We start from the raw sequence: 25,353 nt of genomic DNA, 5'->3' as shown, positions 1-25,353 counted from the left end.
TTTTTCGCGCGCTGCGATCGGCTGGATGGCTTTCTAGAGGTCCAGCGATCGCAGCCGCAGCGAATTGGCGATCACCGATACCGATGACAGGCTCATCGCCGCGGCCGCGATCATGGGGCTGAGCAATATCCCCAGCCAGGGATAGAGCACCCCTGCCGCGACCGGCACGCCCGCCGCATTATAGACAAAAGCGAAAAACAGGTTCTGGCGGATGTTGCGCATCGTCGCGCGACTGAGCCGGTGCGCTTGCGCCAGTCCCGCCAGGTCTCCCTTCACCAGCGTCATTCCCGCACTTTCGATCGCCACGTCGGTGCCGGTGCCCATCGCCACGCCCACGTCGGCGGCGGCCAGCGCAGGGGCATCGTTGATACCGTCACCCGCCATTGCCACGCGCCGTCCCTCGGCCTTCAATTTTTCGACGATCCGCTGCTTGTCCTCGGGCGAGACATTGGCATGCACTTCGTCGATCCCTACCTGCCGCGCGACCGCCCGCGCGGTGCCCTCGCTGTCGCCGGTCAGCATCACGACCTTGATCGAGGCTTGGTGCAGCTTCTCGATCGCTTCGGCGCTGGTGGGCTTCACCGGGTCGGCAACCCCGATAATGCCTGCGGGACGGCCGTCGACCGCTACGAACATCACGGTCTGGCCTTCGCTCCGGCCCTTGGCGGCATGGATCGCGAGATCGGGGTCGAGACCGCCATGCGCTTCCATCATCTTCTCGTTGCCGATGGCGACGCGATTACCGTCGACCGTGGCTTCGGCACCCTTGCCCGTCACCGACTGAAATTCGCCCGCCGCGCTGAAGCTCAGCGCCCGATCGCGCGCCCCGCGCACGATTGCCTCGGCCAGCGGATGCTCGCTGCTCATCTCGGTCGCCGCAGCGAGGCGCAGAAGCACGTCCTCGTCCTGCCCCTCGACCGCCTTCACCTGCACCAGCTTCGGACGCCCCTCGGTCAGTGTTCCGGTCTTGTCGACGATTAGCGTGTCGATCTTCTCGAAGGTCTCGAGCGCTTCGGCATTCTTGACGAGGATGCCATGCTGCGCGCCCTTGCCGGTGCCCGTCATGATCGACATGGGCGTCGCCAGTCCCAAGGCGCAGGGGCAGGCAATAATGAGTACCGCGACTGCATTGACGAGGCCGTAGGCGAGGGCGGGCGCGGGCCCGAACATCGCCCAGACGATGAAGCTGGCGATGGCGATCAGCACCACGGCGGGAACGAATATTCCCGCCACCTGGTCGGCGAGCCGCTGGATCGGCGCCCGGCTGCGCTGCGCTTCGGCGACCATCTGCACGATCTTGGACAGCATCGTGTCCTTGCCGACCTTGTCGGCGCGCATGATGAAGCTGCCGGTGCCATTGACCGTCGCGCCGGTCACGGCATCGCCTGCTTCCTTCCTCACCGGCACCGGTTCGCCCGTGAGCATGGATTCATCGACGCTGCTAACCCCGTCCTCGACGAGGCCGTCGACGGGTACCTTGTCGCCCGGTCGCACGCGGAGCCGGTCGCCCGATACCACCTCATCGAGAGGCACTTCGCGCTCCTCGCCGCCCGGAAACAGCTTGAGCGCGGTGGGCGGCGCCAGTTCGAGGAGCGCGCGCAACGCTCCCGAGGTCGCGCCCCGTGCCTTGAGTTCGAGTACCTGTCCCAAGAGGACGAGCGTAGTGATCACCGCGGCCGCCTCGAAATAGACGCCCACGCGCCCGCTATGGTCCTGGAAGCCGGGCGGGAACAGCTGCGGGGCCAGCGTTGCGACCACGCTGAAGGCATAGGCAATCGCCACTCCGATCCCGATCAATGTGAACATGTTGAGGTTCATCGTGCGGATCGACTGCACGGCACGCACGAAGAAGGGCCACGCACCCCAGAGGACCACCGGCGTCGCCAGGATCAGTTGCAGCCACTGTGCCCAGGCCGGCTCGACCAGCTCGGCAAAGGGCTGTCCCGGGATCATGTCGCCCATCGCATAGACGAACAGCGGCAGCGTGAGGATCGCGCTCACCCAGAAGCGCCGCCGCATGTCGATCAGTTCGGGATCGGGCCCCATGTCGAGGCTGACCATTTCCGGCTCGAGCGCCATTCCGCAGATCGGACAGCTGCCGGGCCCGACCTGCCGGATCTGGGGATGCATCGGACAGGTGTAGATCGTGCCTTCGGGAACATGCTCGCTGTCGGACTCCGCATCGCCCAGATAGCGCTCGGGATCGGCGCGGAACTTGTCATGACAATTGGCCGAACAGAAATGATAGCGGGTGCCGTCATGGACATGGTGCAGGCTGTCGGCAGGATCGACGGTCATGCCGCACACCGGATCCACGGCTTCGGCCTTGGCAGCTGCGCCCGGAAGGTCGTTCATATCGACACCCTTTCCGCCCCGCGCGCATCCCCTCCGCAGAACCGACGCGCGCGCTTCTCCTACTCCTTACGGCATAGGATTACAGTTCACTCGGATATTCTCGGCCCCGAATTTCACTCGAGTCAATGATTTCCGGCCGGCGGAACAGAACTCCAGTTATCGGCAGAAGCGGTCCGCACGTCCCGTTTTCACGGTGAACAGCGGCCAGCCGAACCTCTCAGGCCCGGCACGCTCTGCAGTGGATTGCGATGATTGGAAGTGGATGCCCCACGAGGATTCGAACCTCGATTGACGGATTCAGAGTCCGTAGTCTTACCATTAGACGATGGGGCAACGCCGGGCGCGCAGATAGGAAGACGGCGGGCGGCTGTCAACGCCTGATCGGCCCTTGGTTGCCTCAAAGCCCGAAATCAGCGTAAAACGTCCGCAGGTCAGCCGTCGCCACCGATGATTCCGGCGATGGTGCAGTTTTGATTGGAATAAGTCATGGCGCAGGACGCCAGCCCGTCACCAAGGCCGCGCGCGCCGCGGCGCCGCCCTCGGAATATCCCGCAAAAGCGGCCTTATGAGCGCAGCTATGGCGCGCTCGATCTGGGCACCAACAATTGCCGCCTGCTCATTGCACGGCCCAATGGCGAGGGCTTCACCGTCATCGACGCCTTTTCGCGGATCGTCCGGCTGGGCGAGGGGCTGACCAGCAGCGGCCGCCTGTCCGACCAGGCGATGGACCGCGCGGTCGCCGCGCTCGGCATCTGCGCGCAGAAACTCAAGCGTCGCAAGGTCAGCATCGCCCGCTCGGTCGCGACCGAGGCGTGCCGCCGCGCCGCCAACGGGCGCGATTTCATCGAACGGGTGCGCCGCGAAACGGGCATCGCGCTCGACATCATCCCGCCCCAGGAAGAAGCGCGGCTCGCCGTGCTCGGCTGTCACAAGCTCCTGGGGCCGGGCGAGGGACCGGCGGTCATCTTCGACATCGGCGGCGGTTCGACCGAACTGGTGCTGGTCGAGCCCGATGGCGACGAGCCCAAGATCCGCGCCTGGTGGAGCGCGCCCTGGGGCGTGGTCTCGCTCACCGAAAGCGAAGGGCGCGAGGCCCTCGAAGGCCCGGACCGCACCGCCGCCTATGCGCGGATGCGCGAACGGGCGCGGCGCGGCTTCTCGCGCTTCGCCGAATGGCTGCCCCGCGACCGCGAGGACATCCGCCTCCTCGGCACCTCGGGAACGGTCACCACCTTGGCTTCGGTCTATCTCGCGCTTCCCAGCTACGATCGCCGCGCGGTCGATGGGCTGCACGTGCCCATCGGCGCGATGCGCGAGATCTCGACCCTCATCAGCGAACTGGATTTTACGGGCCGCGCCGCCTTGCCCTGCATCGGGGAGGAGCGCGCGGACCTTGTGGTCGCAGGCTGCGCCATCCTCGAAGCCATTCTCGACATCTGGCCTGCCGCCGAATTGGGCATCGCCGACCGCGGCATCCGCGAAGGCATATTGCGCTCGCTGATGGCCCGCGACGGGTACCGGCTGTGAGCAGGGGCGGGCGTGGCGGCAAGGGCGGCAAGGAGCGCGTCCGCACGGCGCGCAAGCGCAGCGCATCCTCGACCCGCTGGCTCCAGCGCCAGCTCAACGATCCTTATGTGAAGAAGGCCAAGGCCGAGGGCTATCGCAGCCGCGCGGCCTACAAGCTCATCGAGCTCGACGAACGCTTCGGGCTCCTGAAGGGCGTCGAGGGCGTGGTCGATCTCGGCATCGCGCCCGGCGGCTGGGCACAGGTCGTCCGCCAGAAGGCGCCCAAGGCGCGCGTCGCGGGCATCGACCTTCTCGAAACCGATCCGATCGACGGGGTCGAGATCCTGCAGATGGATTTCATGGACGATGCCGCCCCCGGCCGCTTGCGCGAAGCGCTCGGCGGTCCCGCCGATCTCGTCCTGTCCGACATGGCGGCGAATACGGTCGGCCATGCCCAGACCGATCATCTGCGCACCATGGGGCTGGTCGAGGCAGGCCTGCTCTTCGCCACCGAGGTCTTGCGCCCCGGCGGCGCCTATGTCGCCAAGGTGCTGGCAGGCGGTGCCGACAACCATCTGGTCGCCGAACTGAAGCGCCATTTCCGCACCGTGAAGCATGCCAAGCCACCGGCCAGCCGCAAGGGTTCGAGCGAATGGTATGTCGTGGCCCAGGGCTTCAAGGGCCGCGAGGAAGAGGCCTAGCTCTCGCCGTTCGAGCGCCGCGCCGCGGCAATCGCCGCCTTGTAGCTGTCATAGCCCTCGGCGGCGGGGATCACGCGGTTGCCGATCACGAAGGTCGGCGTTCCCGAAGCATTCACCAGGTTGGCCAGCTCGTAATTCTTCTGCAGCTCCGAATCGTAGCGCGGATCGTCGAGCGGCACGTCGCCCAATCCCGCTGCCTGAAGCGCCTTCTTGATATTCTCGGCATTGGGGCCGCCCAGCTCGAACAATTTGTCGTGGAACTGGTGGAACTTGCCCGCATCGGACGCGGCCAGCGACGCCTTGGCGGCAACCACGCTGTTGGGGCCCAGCACGGGCAGTTCGCGATAGACGACCTTGAGATCGGGCATTTCCTTGATCAGCCGTTCGATCTCGGGCTTGGTCTGCCGGCAATAGCCGCAGGCATAATCGAAAAATTCGACCATCACGACTTGCGGGTCTTCGGCACCCTTGAAACTCGATCCGTAAGGCGTCTCGAACAGGTCGCGATTGGCATCGATCAGCGGCGCGAACTGCCGGTCGCGCAGAACATCGCCCGCCTCGAGCAGCATTTCGGGCTGGTCGAGCAGCGTCTCGCGCACCAGCCGGTCGCCGAGCAACTCGGGCGCAAGGAAATAGCCTGTCGCTCCGACCAGCAGAGCACCGATCAGGCCGCCTACCAGTCCCGCCCCCAGAAGCGATTTCGCCATCAACGCTTGTCCTTCATTTTCTCGACCAGATGCTCGCTGGTCATCATGATATCCTGTGCGCGGATCCAGTCGGCGCTGCCCGCGGGAATGCCGTTCATCGCGCGCTTGGCCGAGACCATGGCAAGGCGGTGCTGACCCAGCATCTGCTGCCTCTCGGCGCTGGCCAGCGAAGCGCGCGCTTCATCGCCCTCTGCCGAATAGATGACGCCCAGCTGATACCAGGCAAAGGGATTCTGCCGGTCGCGCACCACCGCTGCCTTCAGGAGCCGCTTGGCTTCCTCATAATGCTCGCGCTGCTCGGTCGCGATCAGTGCATGGCCGAAGGTCGTCGCGATGAGCGGCTGGTCAGGCGCCAGCTCGGTCGCGCGGCGCAGCGCGGGAAGCGCTTCCTCGGGACGGCCGTTCTCCAGCAGGAACTGACCCTTCATTTCCAGGATATAGGGATCGTCGGGATATTGCGCGTCGAGCGCCTCGACTTCGGCCAGCGATGCCTCGGGGCGAACCCCGCGATGATAGGCATAGGCACGCGCATAGCGCGCTTCGAGGCTGTTGTTGCCATGCGGAAATTCGCGCAGCGCCCGATCGGGATTGACGAAGCCCAGGAGCTTGGCACGGATGCGCTGGAAACGCGCTTCCAGGTGGGGATCGACCGGGCGGTCCCACGCGGGGTCCTTTTCATAGACGTCGGTCAGCGCGGCGACGCGCTCGCGCGACAGGGGATGGGTGCGGTTGTAGCTGTCTTCCTGCGGAATGTTCAGCCGATATTCCTGGTTTTCGAGCTTGCGGAAGAATTCGATGCTGCCCCGGCCCGAAATTCCGGCTTCGCCAAGATAGCGCGCACCGGCCTGGTCGGCGCTGGCTTCCTGTGCACGGGTGAAGGCAAGGAACTGCCCCATCGCGGCGCGCTGGCCCGCGGCCATGATGCCCATGCCCGCATCGCCCGCGCCCGCGGCCATTGCGGCCGCGCCGAGCAGGAGCGAGATGATGGTGATGTTGGTCGCCTGTCCGACGCCTTCGCCGAAGCGGATGATATGCCCGCCCGCGACATGGCCCAGCTCATGGGCGATCACGCCCTGGACCTGGTTCACATTGTCGGCCTCGATGATGAGGCCCGAATGGATATAGACGATCTGTCCGCCCGCGACGAAGGCATTGATGCTGTCATCGTTGAGAAGGACGATCTCGACATTCTCGGGCCGAAGCCCCGCCGCCTCGATGAGCGGCGCGCTGATGTCGGCGAACAGCGCCTCGGTCTCGGCATCCCTGAGGACCGACTGGGCATAAGCGGGTCGCGCCACCAGCGCGCTGAACAGCAGCAAGGCTGCCATCGACTGGAGCATCAGGCGAAAGAAACGGGACATTCCCGAATTTTCACACGAGATGGATGAATGGCAAGTGAAGCGCGCGCCCGGACGCCAGGGTGCCAGGCGCGCGCCCGATGTCATTATCCGAAGGTCCGCTGCCACCAACCGGTGCGGCGCGGCTCGTCCTTGGCGTCCGATCCGTCCTTGCCCTTGGCGCCATCCTCGTTGGCGGCGGCCTTGTCTTCCTTGGGCTTCGACTTGGCGGCCGGCTTGGACTTGGCGGCGGGCTTGGGCTTTTCCTCGACCTTCGGCGCGTCCTCCTCCTTGGCCTTCTTCGCCGGCGCCTTGCGACGCTTGGGCTTGTCCTCGGACTTGTCCTCGCTCTTGTCGGCAAAAGCCTTGTCCTCGCTCGCGGTCTCGGCCTTCTTGGCGCGCGGACGGCGGCGGGTCTTGGGCTTTTCTTCCTTTTCCTCGCCGGCGTCGGCCCGGTCGTCGGCCTTGTCCTCGGCCTTCTCCTCGCTCTTGGGCTTGCGCGAACGCGACCGCTTGGGCTTTTCATCGCCCGCATCGTCGCTGCCATCGGCATCGGCCTTCTCGGCGGCGGCCTTCCTGCGGCGCGAAGGCTTGGGCTTGGCCTTGGGCTCTTCGCTGTCTTGCCCATCGCGGTCCTGCTGTTCGGCTTCCCCGGCCTCGGCAGGCGCGTCGCCCTCTTCCTGGCGCTCGCCCTGCTGCTCTTCACCGCGACCGCGACCACGGCGACGGCCCCGACCGCCACGACGACGGCGGCGGCGCGGACGGCTTTCGCGCTCTTCCTCTTCTTCCTCGGCGTCGGGCGCTTCGAGATCCTCGGTTTCCTCGACCTCGGGTTCGGCTTCGCTGGGGCGCGACCTGGCCTGCTGCGGCTTGGGCGGCCGCGGTCCCTGGCTCTCGACGCTCATCTTGGCGCCTTCGAACGCCTCGTCGATCGCGACTTCGACGGTCACGCCGTAGCGCTGTTCGACCTCGGCCAGTTCGGCACGCTTCTTGTTAAGAAGGAAGATCGCGGCTTCATGCCCGGCACGAAGAAGGATGCGATTGCCTTTCCCGCGCGCGGCTTCGTCCTCGATCATGCGCAGCGCGGAAAGACCCGAGGAAGAGGCAGTGCGCATCAGGCCGGTGCCGTCGCAATGCGGGCAGCTGTGCGTCGAGGCCTCGAGCACGCCGGTGCGCAGGCGCTGGCGGCTCATTTCCATCAGGCCGAAGGAACTGATGCGCCCAACCTGGATGCGCGCCCGGTCGTTCTTCAGAGCTTCCTTCATCGCCTTCTCGACCTTCCGGCCATGGCTGTTCTGTTCCATGTCGATGAAGTCGATGACGATAAGGCCCGCCATGTCGCGCAGGCGCAACTGGCGCGCGATCTCGGCGGCGGCTTCCAGGTTGGTCTGGAAAGCCGTCTGCTCGATATTGTGCTCGCGGGTCGAACGACCCGAGTTGATGTCGATCGACACCAGGGCCTCGGTCGGGTTGATGACCAGATAGCCCCCCGACTTCAGCTGCACGACCGGGTTGTACATGCCCGACAGCTGGTCCTCGATGCCATATTTCTGAAAGATGGGAGTGGGGTCGTCATACTGCTTCACCCGCTTGACGTGGCTGGGCATCAGCAACTTCATGAAGCGGCGGGCGGCGGTATAGCCTTCCTCGCCTTCGACCAGCACTTCGTCGATCTCGCGCGAATAAAGGTCGCGGATCGCCCGCTTCACCAGGTCGCTGTCGCGATAGATGAGCGCGGGCGCGGCGCTTTTCAGCGTCTTCTCGCGGATTTCGTCCCACAGGCGCGCAAGATAGTCGAAATCGCGCTTGATCTCGGTCTTGGTGCGGCTGAGGCCCGCGGTGCGGACGATCAGCCCCATCGAGGACGGCAGCTTGAGGTCCGACATGATCTGCTTGAGGCGCTTGCGGTCCTTGCCGTTCGAAATCTTGCGCGAGATGCCGCCACCATGGCTGGTGTTGGGCATGAGCACGCAATAACGGCCCGCAAGGCTCAGATAGGTGGTCAGCGCGGCACCCTTGTTGCCCCGCTCTTCCTTGACGACCTGCACGAGCAGCACCTGGCGGCGCTGGATGACGTCCTGGATCTTGTAGCGACGGCGTAGCGCCTGGCGCTTCTTGCGCACTTCGTTGACGGCGCTTTCATCGACGGGCGAGGCATCCGAACCGGTACCGGCCTCGTCGAGCTCGCCGTTTTCCTCGGCGCCTTCCTCGTCATGCTCGTCCTCGTCCTCGGCATTGCGCAGGCGCTCTTCCTCGGCGGCATGCTCGGCCTCTTCGGCGAGCAGCGCTTCGCGGTCGGACTTGGGGATCTGGTAATAGTCGGGATGGATTTCGCTGAAAGCGAGGAAGCCGTGCCGGTTGCCGCCATAATCGACGAAGGCGGCCTGAAGCGAGGGTTCGACCCGCGTGACCTTGGCTAGATAAACATTTCCCTTGAGCTGTTTATGCTCGGAGGATTCGAAATCAAACTCCTCGATACGGTTTCCATTGGTGACGGCGACCCGGGTTTCTTCCGGGTGGCGCGCGTCGATTAGCATGCGCGTGGACATCGAAAATTCTCCATGCGCGCGGCGGGACCAGAGCCTCGCGGCGCGCGATTGAAACGGCCCCGGGCGCGATTTTGGCGCTGTCCGGGGCGGATTGTCTGAAAATGTCTGCTGCTGCTGCATCTGCCATCGCCGGAGAGGCGGCGAATGACGCACGGCTCTGCGGGAATGCGAGCTCGATTCGTGCGTCCTGTGACATCATGCAGCGTCAACCTTGTCATCCATGGTCCGGAAATCGGCCATGGCACTGCCGGTATCGGAATAACCGGTTGCTCCACCGCCTAGCACCGGGCGCGCCATGCCGCAATAACGTCTCGCCATTGCGCTTGCCCTTTGCGGCAGGCTTGCGCATCAAACGGGGCATGACCCGCCGTCTCCTCCTGGCCGCCTTCATTGTTGGGGCCGCCGTGCTTGCCTTCATTTTCTGGCCGCGCTTCGAGGGTGCCCCGTCGCGCCCGCTCGCCGAGGAAGCGCTGGTGGGTGAAGCGCGGCAGGGCGGTCTCACCGTCGCGCTCCCCGAAGCGGTCGGCAATGTCGAGATCAGCGATGCACGGCTCCCGGGCCAGCCCCTTGTGCTCATCGATCCCGGTCATGGCGGTGTCGATGGCGGCGCGACCGGGCTGGGGGGAAGGCTGGTCGAGAAACGCCTCACGCTGGCAATGGCCCGCGAAGTGCGCGAACGGCTGGTCGAGCGCGGCCGCGTGCGCACCGCGCTCACCCGCGACGGCGACGACCGGCTCACTCTCGAACAGCGCGCGGCGATCGCGCGGCGTATCGGCGCCGACCTGTTCGTCTCGATCCACATGGACAGCGCGCCCAATCCCGAAGCGGTCGGCGTGACGCTCTATGCCTTGTCCGATGTCGCCTCGAGCGAGGAAGCCGCCGACCTTGCTGCTGCCGAGGCGCGGCGCATCGGCCCGGTCGTCAGCACCGACGACAGCCTCGTCGAGGCGTTGCTCACCGATCTTGCCCTGCGCGAGCAGATGGAGGCCTCGCACGCCTTCGCCCGCCGCGTGCTGCGCCGTGCACGCGGTTCGGTGCCATTGCGGCCCACCCCGGTGCAATCGGCCAATTTTCACGTGCTTCGCCGCGCCCAGGTGCCCGGCATCCTTGTCGAGGCGGGCTATCTCACCAACCAGGCCGATGCCGAACGGCTGGCCGAAGCCGAAGGCCGCGCAACGCTCGTTCGCGCGCTCGCCGACGCGATCGAGGCCGATTTGGCGACCCGACAGGCACGCTGACGCTTTTCGGGCGAGAGGTTTGGCGTTACAGGCGATGCGAAGAACGTGATGAAGATCCCTTCGATACCCCTGCCCGACATGGAGGCGTTCAACGCCCGCGTACATGCGCGGCTCGATCCCTGGCGCGAAAAACGCTGGCTGCGCTGGGCCTTCTGGCTGGGCTTCGCGGGGCTCATGGCCTTGTCGATTCTCTGGATCGTCTTTTCGCATGACGTGATGAGCGAGGAGGAAATCCTCGCCTATCGCCCGGCGCTTCCGACGATGGTGCGCGGTGACAGCGGCGAACCGATCGCCACCTATGCCCGCCAGCGCCGCGTCGAACTGGCCTATGACGATTATCCCGAAATGGTGGTGCAGGCCTTCATCTCGGCCGAGGACAAGACCTTCTTCTCGCACGGCGGGATCGACTATCCGGGCCTTGCCGCCGCGGTGCTCGAATTCATCCGCAAGGAAGCTACCGGGGGCGGACGTTCGCGCGGTTCCTCCACCATCACCCAGCAGGTTGCCAAGAACCTCTCGGGCGACGATGAATATTCGGTGCTGCGCAAGGCGCGCGAAGCGGTGCTCGCTTTCCGCATCGAGGACACGCTCTCGAAGGAAGAAATTCTCAGCCTCTATCTCAACGAGATCTTCCTTGGCCGGAACGCCTATGGCGTGCAGGCTGCCGCGCGCGCCTATTTCGACAAGGATGTCGGCGAACTCGACCTGCACGAAGCGGCCTATCTTGCAGCGATCCCCAAGGGTCCGGCCAATTATCACCCCGTTCGCAACAAGCAGCGCGCGACCAACCGCCGCAACTATGTCCTGCGCGAAATGGAAAAGAACGGCTTCATCAGCGAAGCCGAGCGCGCCCGAGCCGCCGCCACCGAACTGACTGCCATCCCCACCGGAAGCGCGCGTCCCTTCAAGGAAAGGGGCGGCTATTTCCTCGAGGAAGTGAGGCGCAAGCTGCTCGCCGACTATGGCGAGGAAGCCGAAGATGGCCCCAACAGCGTCTATGCCGGGGGCCTGTGGGTCCGCACTTCGATGAATGTCGAAATGCAGGAAGCCGCCGCCGCCGCGATGCGCGAGCAACTGGCACGGTTCGATGGCCCCAAGGGCTGGCGCGATCTCGGCTTGTCAATCGACATGGACCAGGACTGGGAAAGCCAGCTTCGGCTCGCTCGGGTCGGCACCGGCTTTTCCGACTGGCGCAAGGCGGTGGTCCTCCGCCGCGACCGCTCGGTGGCGACCATCGGCTTCACCGACGGCAGCACCGCGACCCTGCCGCGCAGCGCGGCCTCGATGCCGGTGCGCGGGCGCGGCGGCCTTGCCTTCGACCAGTTCCGCCCGGGCATGATCATCGTCGTGAAGGACGAAGGCGACGGGCGCTATGCGCTGCGCTCGATCCCCGAGGTGAGCGGCGGCTTCGTCGCCGAGCAGGTCGATACCGGCCGCGTGCTCGCGATGGTCGGCGGCTTCGATGTCGAAGGATCGCCCTATAACCGCGCCACCCAAGCCAAGCGCCAGCCGGGCTCGGCCTTCAAGCCGATCGTCTATGTCACCGCGCTCGAAAACGGCTTCACGCCCGCTACGCTCATCCCCGACGAGCCTTTCTGCGTCTGGCAGGGCGCGCAACTGGGTGACAAATGTTTCCGCAACTTCGATGGCCGCTATTCGGGGCCCAAGACGCTGCGCTGGGGGGTCGAGCAGTCGCGCAACCTGATGACCATCCGCGCGGCCAGCCAGACCGGCATGGACAAGGTCGTCGAAACCGCCGCCAAGCTCGGGCTGGGCGACCATCCGCGCTATCTCTCGATCGCGCTCGGCGCGGGCGAAGTCACCGTGCAGGGCCTCACCAACGCCTATGCCATACTCGCCAACCATGGCCGCGAGGTGAAGCCGAGCATTATCGATTTCGTGCAGGACCGCTCGGGCAAGGTCATCTACCGCGCCGACAATCGCTGCGCCGCGATGGAACGGTGCAACATGGCCGAATATGACGGCCGGCCCATGCCCCGCCCGCCCGAGCGCGGCCGCCAGCTCATCGACCCTCAGGCCGCCTACCAGATGGTGCATATCCTCGAAGGCGTGGTCGAGCGCGGCACCGCGGTGCGGCTCGCCAGCCTCGAGCGCCCCCTGTTCGGCAAGACCGGCACCACGTCGGGCCCGACCAATGTCTGGTTCGTCGGCGGCACCCCCGACATCGTGACCGGCACCTATATCGGCTATGACGACAACCGCAGCCTTGGCCGCTACGCGCAGGGCGGAAGCACTGCCGCGCCAGTCTTCCAGATGTTCGCCGAAAAGGCCTTGAAGGACCATCCCAAGACCCCCTTCGTCGCCGCGCCCGGCATCCGCATGGTGCGGATCGACCGGCTCACCGGCGAACGGGTGTTCGGCACCTTCCCGACGACGGTCGAACGGCGTTCGGCGGTGATCTGGGAAGCCTTTAAGCCCGAGACCGAGCCGCGCCGCACCTTCCGCCGCCGCGAAGAGGAAGCCGAGGAAGCCGAGGAGGCGCCCGTCGCGCCCGCTCCGGTGGTCACGCGCCCGGTTCGGCCCAAGACGCCCGAACCGCCTGACGAAGCCGAATTCTTGCAAAGGCAAGGCGGGATTTACTAGGGGCTTCTCCCAAGCGCCCGATTTTACGAAAGAAGCATGTTATGCGCGCCGAAGCGCAAGCCTTTTCAGACCAGATTCAAGCTGCCACCGCGCTGCTTCGCCGTTTCCTCGACTGGGACAATGCGAAAAAGCGGCTCGAGGAGTTGAATGCGAAGGTCGAAGACCCGACGCTCTGGGACGATCCCAAGGCAGCGCAGGCGCTCATGCGCGAACGCGGCCGTCTTGACGAGGCGATCAAGGCCACCCAGGCGATCGAGAAGGAACTGGCCGACACGGTCGAATTGATGGAAATGGCCGAGGCCGAAGGCGACAGCGCGCTCGTCGACGAAGCCGTCGCGAGCCTCGAAAAGCTCGCCGCCAAGGCCGAGAAGGACAAGGTCGCGGCGCTGCTCGCGGGCGAAGCCGATGCCAACAATGCCTATGTCGAGGTCCATGCCGGGGCAGGGGGCACCGAAAGCCAGGACTGGGCCGAGATGCTCCAGCGCATGTATGCGCGCTGGGCCGAACGGCATGGCATGAAGGTCGAGGTGATCGATTATCATGCGGGCGAACAGGCGGGCATCAAGTCGGCGACGCTCCTCCTCAAGGGCGAGAATGCCTATGGCTATGTAAAGACCGAAAGCGGGGTGCATCGCCTCGTTCGCATCAGCCCCTATGATTCCTCGGCGCGCCGCCACACCAGCTTTTCCAGCGTCTGGGTCTATCCCGAGGTCGACGACGACATCGAGATCGATATCGTCGAAAGCGATCTGCGCATCGACACCTACCGTGCCTCGGGCGCGGGCGGGCAGCATATCAACACCACCGACAGCGCGGTGCGCATCACCCACTTGCCGACCAATATCGTGGTCGCCAGCCAGTCGCAGCGTTCGCAGCACAAGAACAAGGCCGAGGCGATGAAGCAGCTGAAGGCGCGCCTCTACGAAGCCGAGCTGCAACGGCGCGAGGAAGAGGCCAATGCCGCCAATGCCTCCAAGACCGACATCGGCTGGGGTCACCAGATCCGTTCCTATGTCCTCCAGCCCTACCAGTTGGTGAAGGATCTGCGCACCGGGGTGACGTCGACTTCGCCCAGCGACGTGCTCGACGGCGATCTCGACAAGTTCATGGCGGCGGCCCTGTCGCAGCGCGTGACCGGCGAGAAGGTCGAGGTCGAGGATGTCGACTAGGGCCTTCGGGACCCTTCTGCTTGCCTCGTTGGCGCTCGCTTCCTGCCGCGCCGAAACCCCGACCGATGCGCCGCGCTTCCCCGATGCCCGGCGCGACGTCGCCCCGATCGTGTCGGACAGCTTCTCCACCGAGGACGCGCGCGACCGGCTGGGCGAGGCCGAACTGGTGATGGAACTGGCAGGCGTCGCGCCCGGCATGGTGGTCGCCGATATCGGCGCGGGCGAAGGCTATTATACCGTCCGTCTCGCCCGCGCGGTGGGCGAGGAGGGGCGCGTCCTCGCGCAGGACATCCAGCGCGACGTGCGCGACCAGCTCGCGCGGCGCGTACAGCGTGAGGATCTCGAAAATGTCGCGGTCCGGCTGGGGGCCGCGAACGACCCGCGCCTCCCGGCCCGCAGCTTCGATCGCATCTTCCTCGTCCATATGTATCACGAGGTCGCCGAGCCCTATGAATTCCTCTGGCACCTGCGCGCGGGGCTCAAGCCCGGCGGACAGGTGATCGTCGTCGACGCCGACCGCCCGATCAAGCGCCACGGCATGCCCCCCGAACTGCTCGACTGCGAATTCGCCGCGCTCGGCCTGCGCCGCGTCTCCACCGCCGAAATCAACGGCACACAGGCCTATTTTGCGGCCTTCGAGATCGGCGGCCCGCGCCCGGCGCCCGAAGACATCGAGCCCTGCTCCTAACCGCTTGAACATCGGCGGGGGCGCGCTAGGCTGATCCCATGCGTCAATATCTCGATCTCATGCAGCGAATCCTCGACGAGGGCGCCGCGCAGGACGACCGCACGGGCGTCGGCACTCTTTCCGTTTTCGGCGCGCAGATGCGCTTCGACCTGTCAAAAGGCTTTCCCCTTCTCACCACCAAGAAATTGCACCTGCGCTCGATCATTGTCGAGCTTCTCTGGTTCCTTCAGGGCGACACCAATGTCGAGTATCTGCAGGAACGGGGAGTGAGCATCTGGGACGAATGGGCGGACGAGAATGGCGACCTCGGCCCGGTCTATGGAAAGCAATGGCGCCGATGGGAAACCGCGCGCGGCGAGACGGTCGACCAGATCAGCGAACTGGTGAAGCTCATCAAGCGCGATCCCGCGTCGCGTCGCCAGATCGTCAGTGCCTGGAATCCCGGCGAACTCGACCAGATGGCGCTGGCGCCCTGCCACTGCCTTTTCCAGACCCATGTCGCGAACGGGAGATTGTCGCTGCAGCTCTACCAGCGCTCGGCCGACCTTTTCCTCGGCGTTCCCTTCAACATCGCTTCCTATGCGCTCCTCACGCACATGCTGGCGCGCGAATGCGGGCTCGAACCCGGCGACTTCGTGTGGACCGGCGGCGATGTACATCTCTATTCGAACCATCTCGAACAGGCGCGCGAACAATTGACGCGCGAACCGCGCAAATTGCCCACGCTGGTGATCGCCGATCGCGGGCAGGGATTGTTCGATTACCAGCCCGACGATTTCCGCTTCAAGGATTACGATCCGCATCCTCATATCAAGGCACCCGTCGCGGTTTGACAACGGCTCGCCGCGCCTTTGTGAGAGGGGCAGGGGCCAGGCGGCGGCACCGAACCATGGCCGGTGCGTTACAAGCGGCATCACAGTCAGGAGATGCCTCATGGTCCGCAAGTTGATGTCGGTTTTCGCAATCGGAAGCCTGATGGCCCTGTCGGCCTGCAATACGGTGCAGGGCGCGGGCAAGGATATCGAATCCGCTGGCAAGTGCGGTGAAGACGTCCTGGAAGGTCGCGACTGCTAGGCTCGAGTTCTGGTCTTCCCTCAACCCCGCGAACAGCCCCTCGTTCGCGGGGTTTCTTTTTGCCCCCTCCGGTCGTTCATGCGCGGTAAAGCCGTCTCCCGCCCTAATCGCCCGCGCTGCTCAGAATGCAATCTGACTGGACAGGCCGCGAATTCTCGCCAATGTCGCTTTCAGAAGCACTCGTTCGGATAGGAGACCCACCATGGTTCGCAAGATGCTCACCCTGGCGCTGATCGGCGGAACGCTCGCCGTCGCCGCTTGCAACACCGTCCGCGGCGCTGGCCAGGACCTGCAATCGGCCGCCAACGCCACCGAGGACGCGATCAACTAGCTTCGCGACAAGCGAAAACAAAAAGGCCCCGCCAACCACTCCGGTCGGCGGGGCCTTTTCTTTACCTGCAAGGTCGAAGGGGGGGGCAAAGGCGCCCCCCTCTTCCTTATTCCTCGTTCAGATAATCACCGGCATCGGCGTCGGTGCCTTCGCCCGAGGGCACGACTTCGGCCAGCGGATCCTCGACCTTGTCGGCCGGGTCCTTGTTGAGCTCGGTTTCATGCTCTTCCTGCGCGGTCTGCGCAGCGACCATCGCGTCCTGCAGCTTCTTCTGCTGGGCGCGAAGCGCGGCATCGCGGCTCGAGGCGGCGATGCGCATCCGGTTCATGCCCGCGCCGGTACCCGCCGGGATAAGGCGGCCGACGATGACATTTTCCTTGAGGCCGTTGAGCGTGTCCGACTTGCCCTGCACCGCGGCTTCGGTGAGCACCCGGGTCGTTTCCTGGAAGGAAGCGGCCGAGATGAAGCTGCGGGTCTGGAGCGAGGCCTTGGTGATGCCGAGGAGGATGGGCGTGCCCTGTGCCTTCTTCTTGCGCGGGGCAAGCTTGGCATTGGCCTCTTCCATTTCCTCGCGATCGACCTGTTCGCCGGCCAGCAGGGTGGTGTCCCCGCCGTCGGTGATCTCGACCTTTTGCAGCATCTGGCGAACGATCACCTCGATGTGCTTGTCGTTGATCTTCACGCCCTGCAGTCGATAGACTTCCTGAATCTCGTTGACGAGATATTCGGCCAGCGCCTCGACGCCCATGACTTCGAGGATGTCATGCGGGTCGGGCGAACCGGCAACCAGATTGTCGCCCTTCTTCACGAAGTCGCCTTCCTGGACGTCGATGACCTTCGCCTTGGGGATCAGATATTCGACCGGATCGCCGCCATCCTCGGGGATGATGGCAACCTTGCGCTTGGCCTTGTAGTCCCGGATGAAGGTGAACTTGCCCGACACCTTGGCGATGACCGAATTGTCCTTGGGCTTGCGCGCCTCGAACAGCTCGGCGACCCGCGGCAGACCACCGGTGATGTCGCGCGTCTTGGCGGCTTCACGGGGCATACGGGCAAGCACGGTACCGGCTTCGACCTTCTGGCCGTCCTCGACCGCGATGATCGCGCCCGGCGCCAGGCGATAGACACCGGCTTCCTCGTCCTTCTCACCGGTAAGGGTGAGGCGGGGACGAAGATCGTCCTTCTTCTTCTTGGTCTGGTCCTCGGTGACGACGCGCTGCGAGATGCCGGTCGACTCGTCGGTCTGCTCGGCGAGCGTCTGCCCGTCGATCAGGTCCTGATAGGTCACCACGCCCGCACGCTCGGTGATGACCGGGCTGAACGAGGGATCCCATTCGGCGATACGGTCCCCGCGCGAGACGACATGGCCGTTCTCGAACAGGAGGTGCGCACCGTAGGGGATCTTGTGGGTCGACAGTTCGCGGCCATCCATGTCGAGGATCGCCAGTTCGCCCGAGCGGCTCAGCGACAGGTGACGCCCCTTGGCATCCTCGATGAGCGGCATGTCCCGATATTCGAGCTTGCCGTCCACCGGCGCTTCGAGGTTCGACTGTTCGTTGAGCTGCGCCGCGCCGCCGATGTGGAAGGTCCGCATCGTCAGCTGGGTGCCGGGCTCGCCGATCGACTGGGCGGCGATGACGCCGACGGCTTCGCCGATATTGACCGGCGTACCGCGGGCAAGGTCACGGCCATAGCATTTGCCGCACACGCCCTGCTTGCTTTCGCAAACGAGCGGCGAACGGATCTGCATGGTCTGGATGCCCATCTCGTCGATGTCGCGAACCATCGCTTCGTCGAGCAGCGTTCCCGCCTTGATCGAGACCTTCTCGGTCTTGGGATCGACGATGTCCTCGGCGGTGGTGCGACCCAGCACGCGCTCGGCAAGCGAGGCGATGGTGGTGCCGCCCTGCACGATGGCGCGCATCTCGAGCGAGTTGGAGGTCTTGCAGTCCTCCTCGATCACGACGCAGTCCTGACTCACGTCCACGAGACGACGGGTAAGATAACCCGAGTTCGCGGTCTTGAGCGCGGTATCGGCAAGACCCTTGCGGGCACCGTGGGTCGAGTTGAAATACTCGAGAACGGTGAGGCCTTCCTTGAAGTTCGAGATGATCGGCGTTTCGATGATCTCGCCCGACGGCTTGGCCATCAGGCCGCGCATGCCGGCCAGCTGCTTGATCTGGGCCTGCGAGCCACGCGCACCGGAATGGGCCATCATGTAGATCGAGTTGACGGGCGCTTCGCGGCCATCCTCGCCTCGCGGCGTGGCCTTGATCTCGTCCATCATCTCGCTCGCGACCTGGTCGCCGCAGCGGCTCCAGGCGTCGATGACCTTGTTGTATTTTTCCTGCTGCGTGATCAGGCCGTCCTGATACTGCTGCTCATAGTCGGCAACCAGCGCACGCGTGTCGCTGACCAGCTTTTCCTTGGCTTCGGGGATGATCATGTCATCCATGCCGAAGGAGATGCCGGCCTTGAAGGCGTGACGGAAGCCGAGGCTCATGATGTGGTCGGCAAAGATGACCGTCTCTTTCTGGCCGGTGTGGCGATAGACGGTATCGATGACGTCGCCGATTTCCTTCTTGGTGAGCAGGCGGTTGACCGTTTCGAACGGCACCTTGTGGCTCTTGGGAAGGGTCTCCCCGAGAAGCATGCGGCCCGGGGTGGTCTCGAAGCGCTGCATCGTGACCTTGCCATCCTCGCCCGTCTGCGGGACGCGCGCGATGATCTTGGAGTGCAGCGTAACCGCGCCGACGTTCAGTGCCTGGTGCACTTCGGTCATGTCGGTGAACATCGAGCCTTCGCCCGGCTCGCCGTCCTTTTCCATCGACAGATAGTAAAGGCCCAGCACCATGTCCTGCGAAGGCACGATGATCGGCTTGCCGTTGGCGGGCGAGAGGATGTTGTTGGTGCTCATCATCAGAACGCGCGCTTCCAGCTGGGCCTCGAGGCTCAGCGGGACGTGCACGGCCATCTGGTCACCGTCGAAGTCGGCGTTGAAGGCGGCGCAGACCAGCGGGTGAAGCTGGATCGCCTTGCCTTCGATCAGAACCGGTTCGAACGCCTGGATGCCGAGGCGGTGAAGCGTCGGGGCGCGGTTCAGAAGCACCGGATGCTCGCGGATCACCTCGTCAAGGATGTCCCAGACTTCCTTGCGTTCCTTCTCGACCCACTTCTTCGCCTGCTTCAGGGTCATCGAGAGACCCTTGGCATCGAGGCGCGAATAGATGAACGGCTTGAACAGTTCGAGCGCCATCTTCTTGGGCAGGCCGCACTGGTGCAGCTTGAGTTCGGGGCCGGTCACGATGACCGAACGGCCCGAATAGTCGACGCGCTTGCCGAGCAGGTTCTGGCGGAAGCGGCCCTGCTTGCCCTTGAGCATGTCGCTCAAGGACTTCAGCGGACGCTTGTTCGCACCGGTGATCGTGCGGCCGCGGCGGCCGTTGTCGAACAGCGCATCGACCGATTCCTGCAGCATGCGCTTTTCGTTGCGCACGATGATGTCGGGAGCGCGCAGCTCCATCAGGCGCTTCAGACGGTTGTTGCGGTTGATCACGCGGCGGTAGAGATCGTTCAGGTCCGACGTCGCGAAGCGGCCACCGTCGAGCGGCACCAGCGGGCGCAGGTCGGGCGGAATGACCGGGATCACCTCGAGGATCATCCATTCGGGACGGTTGCCGCTCTCGATGAAGCTTTCGACGACCTTGAGACGCTTGATGATCTTCTTGGGCTTGAGCGTGGACTTGGTTTCCTCGAGCTCCTGGAGCAGGTCTTCGCGTTCCTGCTCGAGGTCGAGGTCCATCAGCATGGTGCGGACCGCCTCGGCGCCGATCCCGGCCGAGAAGGCGTCCTCGCCATATTCGTCCTGCGCTTCGAGAAGCTCGTCCTCGGTCAAAAGCTGGAACTTCTCGAGCGGGGTAAGGCCCGGCTCGATGACGACATAGCTTTCGAAATACAGCACGCGCTCGAGCTGCTTCAACTGCATGTCGAGAAGCAGGCCGATGCGGCTCGGCAGCGACTTCAGGAACCAGATGTGGGCGACCGGCGCGGCCAGTTCGATATGGCCCATGCGTTCGCGGCGGACCTTCGAGACCGTGACTTCGACACCGCACTTCTCGCAGACGATGCCCTTGTACTTCATGCGCTTGTACTTGCCGCACAGGCATTCGTAATCCTTGATCGGGCCGAAGATGCGCGCGCAGAACAGGCCGTCGCGTTCAGGCTTGAACGTCCGGTAGTTGATCGTTTCGGGCTTCTTGATCTCGCCGAAGCTCCACGAACGGATGCGGTCGGGCGACGCGATGCCGATACGGATCTGGTCGAAGGTCTCGGGCTTGGAGACCGGATTTGCGAAGTTGGTCAGTTCGTTCATTCTTCACTTCCCTTAGCGCTGGGAAAATCTTTTCGGGGCTGACGGATCGAGCGCATTTTCCATCGAACCCAAATCAAAAGCGGGAGGGTGGGGGAGCCGGCGGCCATCGCGGCGCCGACACCCCTCCGGTCTCCTATTCGGCAGCGATCGCCGGCGTTTCGCCATCCTCGTCGTCGCCATCGCTATGGCTCTCAAGGTCGACGCTCATGCCCAGCGAGCGCATTTCCTTGACGAGGACGTTGAAGCTTTCCGGAATGCCGGCTTCGAACGTGTCGTCGCCCTTGACGATGGCTTCGTAGACCTTGGTACGGCCCACCACGTCGTCCGACTTCACGGTCAGCATTTCCTGCAGGGTGTAGGCGGCGCCATAGGCCTGCAGGGCCCAGACTTCCATTTCCCCGAAGCGCTGGCCACCGAACTGCGCCTTGCCGCCCAGCGGCTGCTGGGTCACGAGGCTGTACGGTCCGATCGAACGGGCGTGGATCTTGTCGTCGACGAGGTGGTGCAGCTTGAGCATGTAGATATAGCCCACGGTCACCTTGCGATCGAACGGCTCGCCGGTGCGGCCGTCGAAGAGCGTGACCTGGCCCGACCGGTCGAGACCGGCCTTCTCGAGCATGTCCGCGACATCTTCCTGGCGCGCGCCGTCGAAGACCGGGGTGCCCATCGGCACGCCGCCCACGAGGTTCTGCGCCAGTTCCATGACCTTCTCGTCGCTGCGGCCTTCGATCGCCTTGGCATATTTGTCGCCATAGACGTCGATGAGCTTCTGCTTGACGGTCTTGATGTCCTTGTCGCCGAGATCCTTGCCCTTGGCATGCATCTCCTCGAGCATCTCAGCGATCTGCCGACCGAGGCCGCGCGCGGCCCAGCCGAGATGGGTTTCGAAGATCTGCCCGACGTTCATGCGCGACGGCACGCCCAGCGGATTGAGCACGATGTCGGCATGGGTGCCGTCCTCGAGGAAAGGCATGTCCTCGACCGGAAGGATCCGGCTGATGACACCCTTGTTCCCGTGGCGGCCGGCCATCTTGTCGCCCGGCTGCAGCTTGCGCTTCACCGCGACGAAGACCTTGACCATCTTGAGGACGCCCGGCGGCAGTTCGTCGCCCGCTTCCAGCTTCTGGATGCGGTCTTCGAGCTTGGCATCGATGACGCCGACGGCGTCGTCATACTGCGCCTTGACGGCTTCGAGGTCGGCCTGCCGTTCGTCGGACTTGACGGCAATCTTCCACCAGTCCTTCTGATCGACTTCGGCGAGCATCGCCTTGGTCAGCTTGGCACCCTTCTTGATGCCCTTGGGCACCGCGGTGGCCGTCTGGCCGACGAGCATTTCCTCGAGACGCTTGTAGGTCGCGCGGTTGAGAATTGCCTTCTCGTCATGCGCGTCCTTCTTGAGACGGTCCTTCTCTTCGCTCTGGATCGCCCGCGTACGGTCATCGATGTCGATGCCGTGGCGGTTGAAGGTGCGAACGTCGACGACCGTGCCGGCCACGCCCGGCGGCAGGCGAAGCGAGGTGTCGCGCACGTCGCTGGCCTTTTCGCCGAAGATGGCGCGCAGCAGCTTCTCTTCGGGCGTCATCGGGCTCTCGCCCTTGGGCGTGATCTTGCCGCACAGGATGTCGCCCGGCTCCACTTCGGCGCCGATATAGACGATGCCCGCTTCGTCGAGGTTGCGCAGCGCTTCCTCGCCGACATTGGGAATGTCGCGGGTGATGTCCTCGGGTCCGAGCTTGGTGTCGCGCGCCATGACCTCGAATTCCTCGATGTGGATCGAGGTGAAGACGTCATCCTTCACGATGCGTTCGGAGATGAGGATCGAGTCCTCGTAGTTGTACCCGTTCCACGGCATGAAAGCGACGAGCACGTTGCGGCCCAGCGCCAGTTCGCCGAACTCGGTCGAGGGGCCGTCGGCGATGATCTCGCCGCGCTCGACTTCCTCGCCCACCTTCACCAGCGGACGCTGGTTGATGCAGGTGTTCTGGTTCGACCGCTGGAACTTGTGCAGCGTGTAGATGTCGACGCCGCTTTCGCCCGGGTGGATGTCCTCGGTGACGCGCACGACGATACGCGTCGCGTCGACCTGGTCGATCACGCCCGCGCGGCGCGCCGAGATGGCGGCACCCGAATCGCGCGCCACCGTTTCCTCCATGCCGGTCCCGACGAGCGGGGCATCGGCCTGGACCAGCGGCACTGCCTGGCGCTGCATGTTCGAACCCATGAGCGCGCGGTTGGCGTCATCGTTCTCGAGGAAAGGAATGAGCGAGGCCGCGACCGACACCAGCTGCTTGGGGCTGACGTCCATCAGGGTGATCTGCTCGCGCTGCGCCATCAGGAATTCGCCGGCCTGGCGGCTCGACACGATTTCCTCGACGAAGCTGCCGTCCTCGTTCAGTTCGGCGTTCGCCTGCGCGATGGTGTGCTTCTGCTCTTCCATCGCCGACAGGTAGATGACCTCGTTGGTCACCTTGTTGTCGACCACCTTGCGATACGGCGTCTCGATGAAGCCATATTTGTTCACCCGGCTGAAGCTGGCGAGCGAGTTGATGAGGCCGATGTTCGGACCTTCAGGCGTCTCGATCGGGCAGATACGGCCATAATGGGTGGGGTGGACGTCGCGCACTTCGAAGCCCGCGCGCTCACGCGTGAGACCGCCCGGCCCCAATGCCGAGACACGGCGCTTGTGGGTGACTTCGGACAGGGGGTTGGTCTGGTCCATGAACTGCGACAGCTGCGAGGAGCCGAAGAATTCGCGAACCGCGGCCACCGCCGGCTTGGCGTTGATGAGGTCGTTGGGCATGACCGTCGACACGTCGACCGAGCTCATGCGCTCCTTGACCGCGCGCTCCATGCGCAGAAGGCCGACGCGATACTGGTTTTCCAGAAGCTCGCCCACCGAACGCACGCGGCGGTTGGCGAGATTGTCGATATCGTCGATTTCGCCCTTGCCGTCCTTGAGGTCGACCAGCGTCTTGACCACCGCGAGGATGTCCTCGCGGCGAAGCGTCGTCACGGTGTCCTCGGCATCGAGGTCGAGACGCATGTTGAGCTTCACGCGGCCCACGGCCGACAGGTCATAGCGCTCGGGATCGAAGAACAGGCCGAAGAACAGCGCATCGGCGGTCTCGCGGGTGGGCGGCTCGCCCGGGCGCATGACGCGATAGATATCGGCCAGCGCCTGGTCGGTATCCTCGGCCTTGTCGGCCATCAGCGTGTTGCGGATCCAGGGACCGGTGTTCACATAATCGATGTCGAGCAGTTCGAGGCGGTCGATACCGGCCTTGTCGAGCTTCTCGAGATTTTCGGCCGAGACTTCCTCGCCCGCCTCGATGTAGATCTCGCCCGTCTTCTCGTTGATGAGATCGTAGGCGGAGAAGCGGCCGAAGATTTCCTCGGTCGGGATGATGAGGTTCTTGAGACCGTCCTTCTCGGCGGCCTTGGCCTTGCGGGGCGTGATCTTCTGCCCGGCTTCGAAGACCACTTCACCCGACTTGGCATCGACAATGTCGAAAGCGGGCTTCATGCCGCGCCATGCTTCGGGGTTGAAGGGGATTTCCCAGCCGTTCTTGCCGCGGACATAGGTCACGCGGTCGTAGAAATGCTCGAGGATTTCCTCGCTGTTGAGGCCCAGCGCGTAGAGCAGGGTCGTGACCGGCAGCTTGCGCTTGCGGTCGATGCGGACGTTGACGATGTCCTTGGCGTCGAATTCGAAATCGAGCCACGAACCGCGATAGGGAATGACGCGCGCGGCGAAGAGATATTTGCCGCTCGAATGGGTCTTGCCGCGATCATGATCGAACAGCACGCCCGGCGACCGGTGCATCTGGGAAACGATGACGCGTTCGGTGCCGTTGACGATGAAGGTGCCGTTATGGGTCATGAGCGGCATGTCGCCCATGTAGACATCCTGTTCCTTGATATCGATCACCGACTTGGCATCGGTATCGGGGTCGATCTCGAAGGAGGTGAGGCGCAGGGTGACGCGCATCGGCGCGGCATAGGTCAGGCCGCGCTGACGGCATTCCTCGGTGTCGAACTTGGGATCCTCGAGCTCATAGCCGTCGAAGTCGAGATGCGCGGTGCCGGCGAAATCCTGGATCGGGAAAACCGAACGAAGCGTCTTTTCCAGCCCCGAGACATAGCCCGTTTCCTTGTCGGAACGGAGGAACTGCTCATAGCTTTCGCGCTGAACCTCGATGAGGTTCGGCATTTCCGAGATTTCGTGGATGTTTCCGAAGATTTTGCGGATACGGCGAGATTTGGTCGAGGTGCCCCGGGTGGTCGGCACGTCTTTCGCTTTGGTAGCCATCTGTTTCCCTGCGCTTCGCGAGGACGCACGAACGGGTCGCGGGCCTTCGCATTCAAAGTCCGGCGCGGCTCCTGTTGACCCTTCATCATTCGTTCGGATCGTGCGCTCTCAATCGATCCGTGGCCCGAAGAAGGCAGGAAGGCCCCGGGCGCACGACAAGCCGTGCGGCGGAGCCACATGTGTTGGATTGCTCCTATTTACCGATTTTCGCGTGCGATGCAAGGGGATAGGGCCGACACGCGGCAAATATGCGCGGAAGGGAAATCGGGGCGACCTCTGGGGGGTGGGCCGCCCCGGCACCAACTGGGTTGGCCGGTGCAAGTGCCCGGCAGCGCCGGACCGGTCTCGACATCTAGTCAATTGCGCCGACAAGGCGAGGGCGCCCGCCGCACGCCCGCCTCGGGCAGGCGTGA

At 64.4% G+C, this 25,353-nt stretch carries 15 protein-coding genes and 1 tRNA gene; 9 read left to right on the top strand and 7 right to left on the bottom strand.

The window, feature by feature from the left end:
- Window positions 1-33: 33 nt before the first annotated feature.
- Window positions 34-2,355, bottom strand: a complete 2,322-nt coding sequence (locus FHS50_RS06470; RefSeq protein ID WP_183933520.1) for a heavy metal translocating P-type ATPase — start codon at window positions 2,353-2,355, stop codon at window positions 34-36.
- A gap of 259 nt (window positions 2,356-2,614) precedes the next feature.
- A tRNA-Gln gene (locus tag FHS50_RS06465) sits at window positions 2,615-2,688 on the bottom strand.
- A gap of 153 nt (window positions 2,689-2,841) precedes the next feature.
- Between FHS50_RS06465 and FHS50_RS06460 the strand changes: the two genes are divergently transcribed.
- Entirely contained in the window at window positions 2,842-3,882 is a 1,041-nt protein-coding gene (locus tag FHS50_RS06460; protein ID WP_183933519.1) for a Ppx/GppA phosphatase family protein, read from the top strand.
- Entirely contained in the window at window positions 3,879-4,562 is a 684-nt protein-coding gene (locus FHS50_RS06455; RefSeq protein WP_183933518.1) for an RlmE family RNA methyltransferase, read from the top strand. Before FHS50_RS06460 ends, FHS50_RS06455 begins: the two co-directional genes overlap by 4 nt.
- Here FHS50_RS06455 and FHS50_RS06450 read toward each other — a convergent pair.
- From FHS50_RS06450 to FHS50_RS06440, 3 genes are all read right to left on the bottom strand, one after another.
- Complete coding sequence (locus FHS50_RS06450; RefSeq protein WP_183933517.1) at window positions 4,559-5,269, bottom strand: DsbA family protein; 711 nt, start codon at window positions 5,267-5,269, stop codon at window positions 4,559-4,561. The genes FHS50_RS06455 and FHS50_RS06450 overlap by 4 nt on opposite strands.
- Window positions 5,269-6,630, bottom strand: a complete 1,362-nt coding sequence (locus FHS50_RS06445) for a M48 family metalloprotease (protein ID WP_183933516.1) — start codon at window positions 6,628-6,630, stop codon at window positions 5,269-5,271. The genes FHS50_RS06450 and FHS50_RS06445 overlap by 1 nt, the downstream gene beginning before the upstream one ends.
- Window positions 6,631-6,713: 83 nt before the next feature.
- A complete protein-coding gene (locus FHS50_RS06440; protein ID WP_183933515.1) occupies window positions 6,714-9,155 on the bottom strand; it encodes an Rne/Rng family ribonuclease in 2,442 nt (813 codons plus the stop codon).
- 359 nt (window positions 9,156-9,514) lie between these two features.
- Here FHS50_RS06440 and FHS50_RS06435 point away from each other — a divergent pair, with 359 nt between their 5' ends.
- The 7 genes from FHS50_RS06435 (at window position 9,515) to FHS50_RS06405 (ending at window position 16,259) form a co-directional block, all read left to right on the top strand.
- Window positions 9,515-10,393 (top strand): N-acetylmuramoyl-L-alanine amidase family protein, encoded by an 879-nt coding sequence (locus FHS50_RS06435; RefSeq protein ID WP_183933514.1) that lies wholly within the window; start codon window positions 9,515-9,517, stop codon window positions 10,391-10,393.
- A gap of 48 nt (window positions 10,394-10,441) precedes the next feature.
- Entirely contained in the window at window positions 10,442-12,997 is a 2,556-nt protein-coding gene (locus FHS50_RS06430) for a penicillin-binding protein 1A (RefSeq protein ID WP_246333083.1), read from the top strand.
- 41 nt (window positions 12,998-13,038) lie between these two features.
- Window positions 13,039-14,166: a peptide chain release factor 2 gene (gene prfB / locus FHS50_RS06425; RefSeq protein ID WP_183933513.1), complete on the top strand. Its 1,128-nt coding sequence runs from the start codon at window positions 13,039-13,041 to the stop codon at window positions 14,164-14,166.
- Window positions 14,156-14,854, top strand: a complete 699-nt coding sequence (locus tag FHS50_RS06420) for a class I SAM-dependent methyltransferase (RefSeq protein ID WP_183933512.1) — start codon at window positions 14,156-14,158, stop codon at window positions 14,852-14,854. The genes prfB and FHS50_RS06420 overlap by 11 nt, the downstream gene beginning before the upstream one ends.
- Window positions 14,855-14,892: 38 nt before the next feature.
- Window positions 14,893-15,687, top strand: coding sequence for a thymidylate synthase (locus tag FHS50_RS06415; protein WP_183933511.1), 795 nt, complete (start codon window positions 14,893-14,895; stop codon window positions 15,685-15,687).
- Window positions 15,688-15,787: 100 nt separating this feature from the next.
- Window positions 15,788-15,928 carry an entericidin A/B family lipoprotein gene (locus FHS50_RS06410; RefSeq protein ID WP_183933510.1) on the top strand — a complete coding sequence of 47 codons (141 nt, stop codon included), beginning with the start codon at window positions 15,788-15,790 and terminating at the stop codon, window positions 15,926-15,928.
- A gap of 202 nt (window positions 15,929-16,130) precedes the next feature.
- Entirely contained in the window at window positions 16,131-16,259 is a 129-nt protein-coding gene (locus tag FHS50_RS06405) for an entericidin EcnA/B family protein (RefSeq protein ID WP_183933509.1), read from the top strand.
- 106 nt (window positions 16,260-16,365) lie between these two features.
- Here the strand turns inward: FHS50_RS06405 and rpoC are convergent, their stop codons facing one another.
- Entirely contained in the window at window positions 16,366-20,631 is a 4,266-nt protein-coding gene (gene rpoC, locus FHS50_RS06400; RefSeq protein WP_183933508.1) for a DNA-directed RNA polymerase subunit beta', read from the bottom strand.
- Window positions 20,632-20,764: 133 nt separating this feature from the next.
- Window positions 20,765-24,940 (bottom strand): DNA-directed RNA polymerase subunit beta, encoded by a 4,176-nt coding sequence (rpoB, locus tag FHS50_RS06395; RefSeq protein WP_183933507.1) that lies wholly within the window; start codon window positions 24,938-24,940, stop codon window positions 20,765-20,767.
- Between the last annotated feature and the right edge of the window lie 413 nt (window positions 24,941-25,353).

Origin of the sequence: Sphingomicrobium lutaoense, from assembly GCF_014195685.1 — a bacterium.
Lineage (GTDB): Bacteria > Pseudomonadota > Alphaproteobacteria > Sphingomonadales > Sphingomonadaceae > Sphingomicrobium > Sphingomicrobium lutaoense.
The sequence above is the reverse complement of the archived record's forward strand: the minus strand, read 5'-3'. Positions and strand labels throughout refer to the sequence as shown.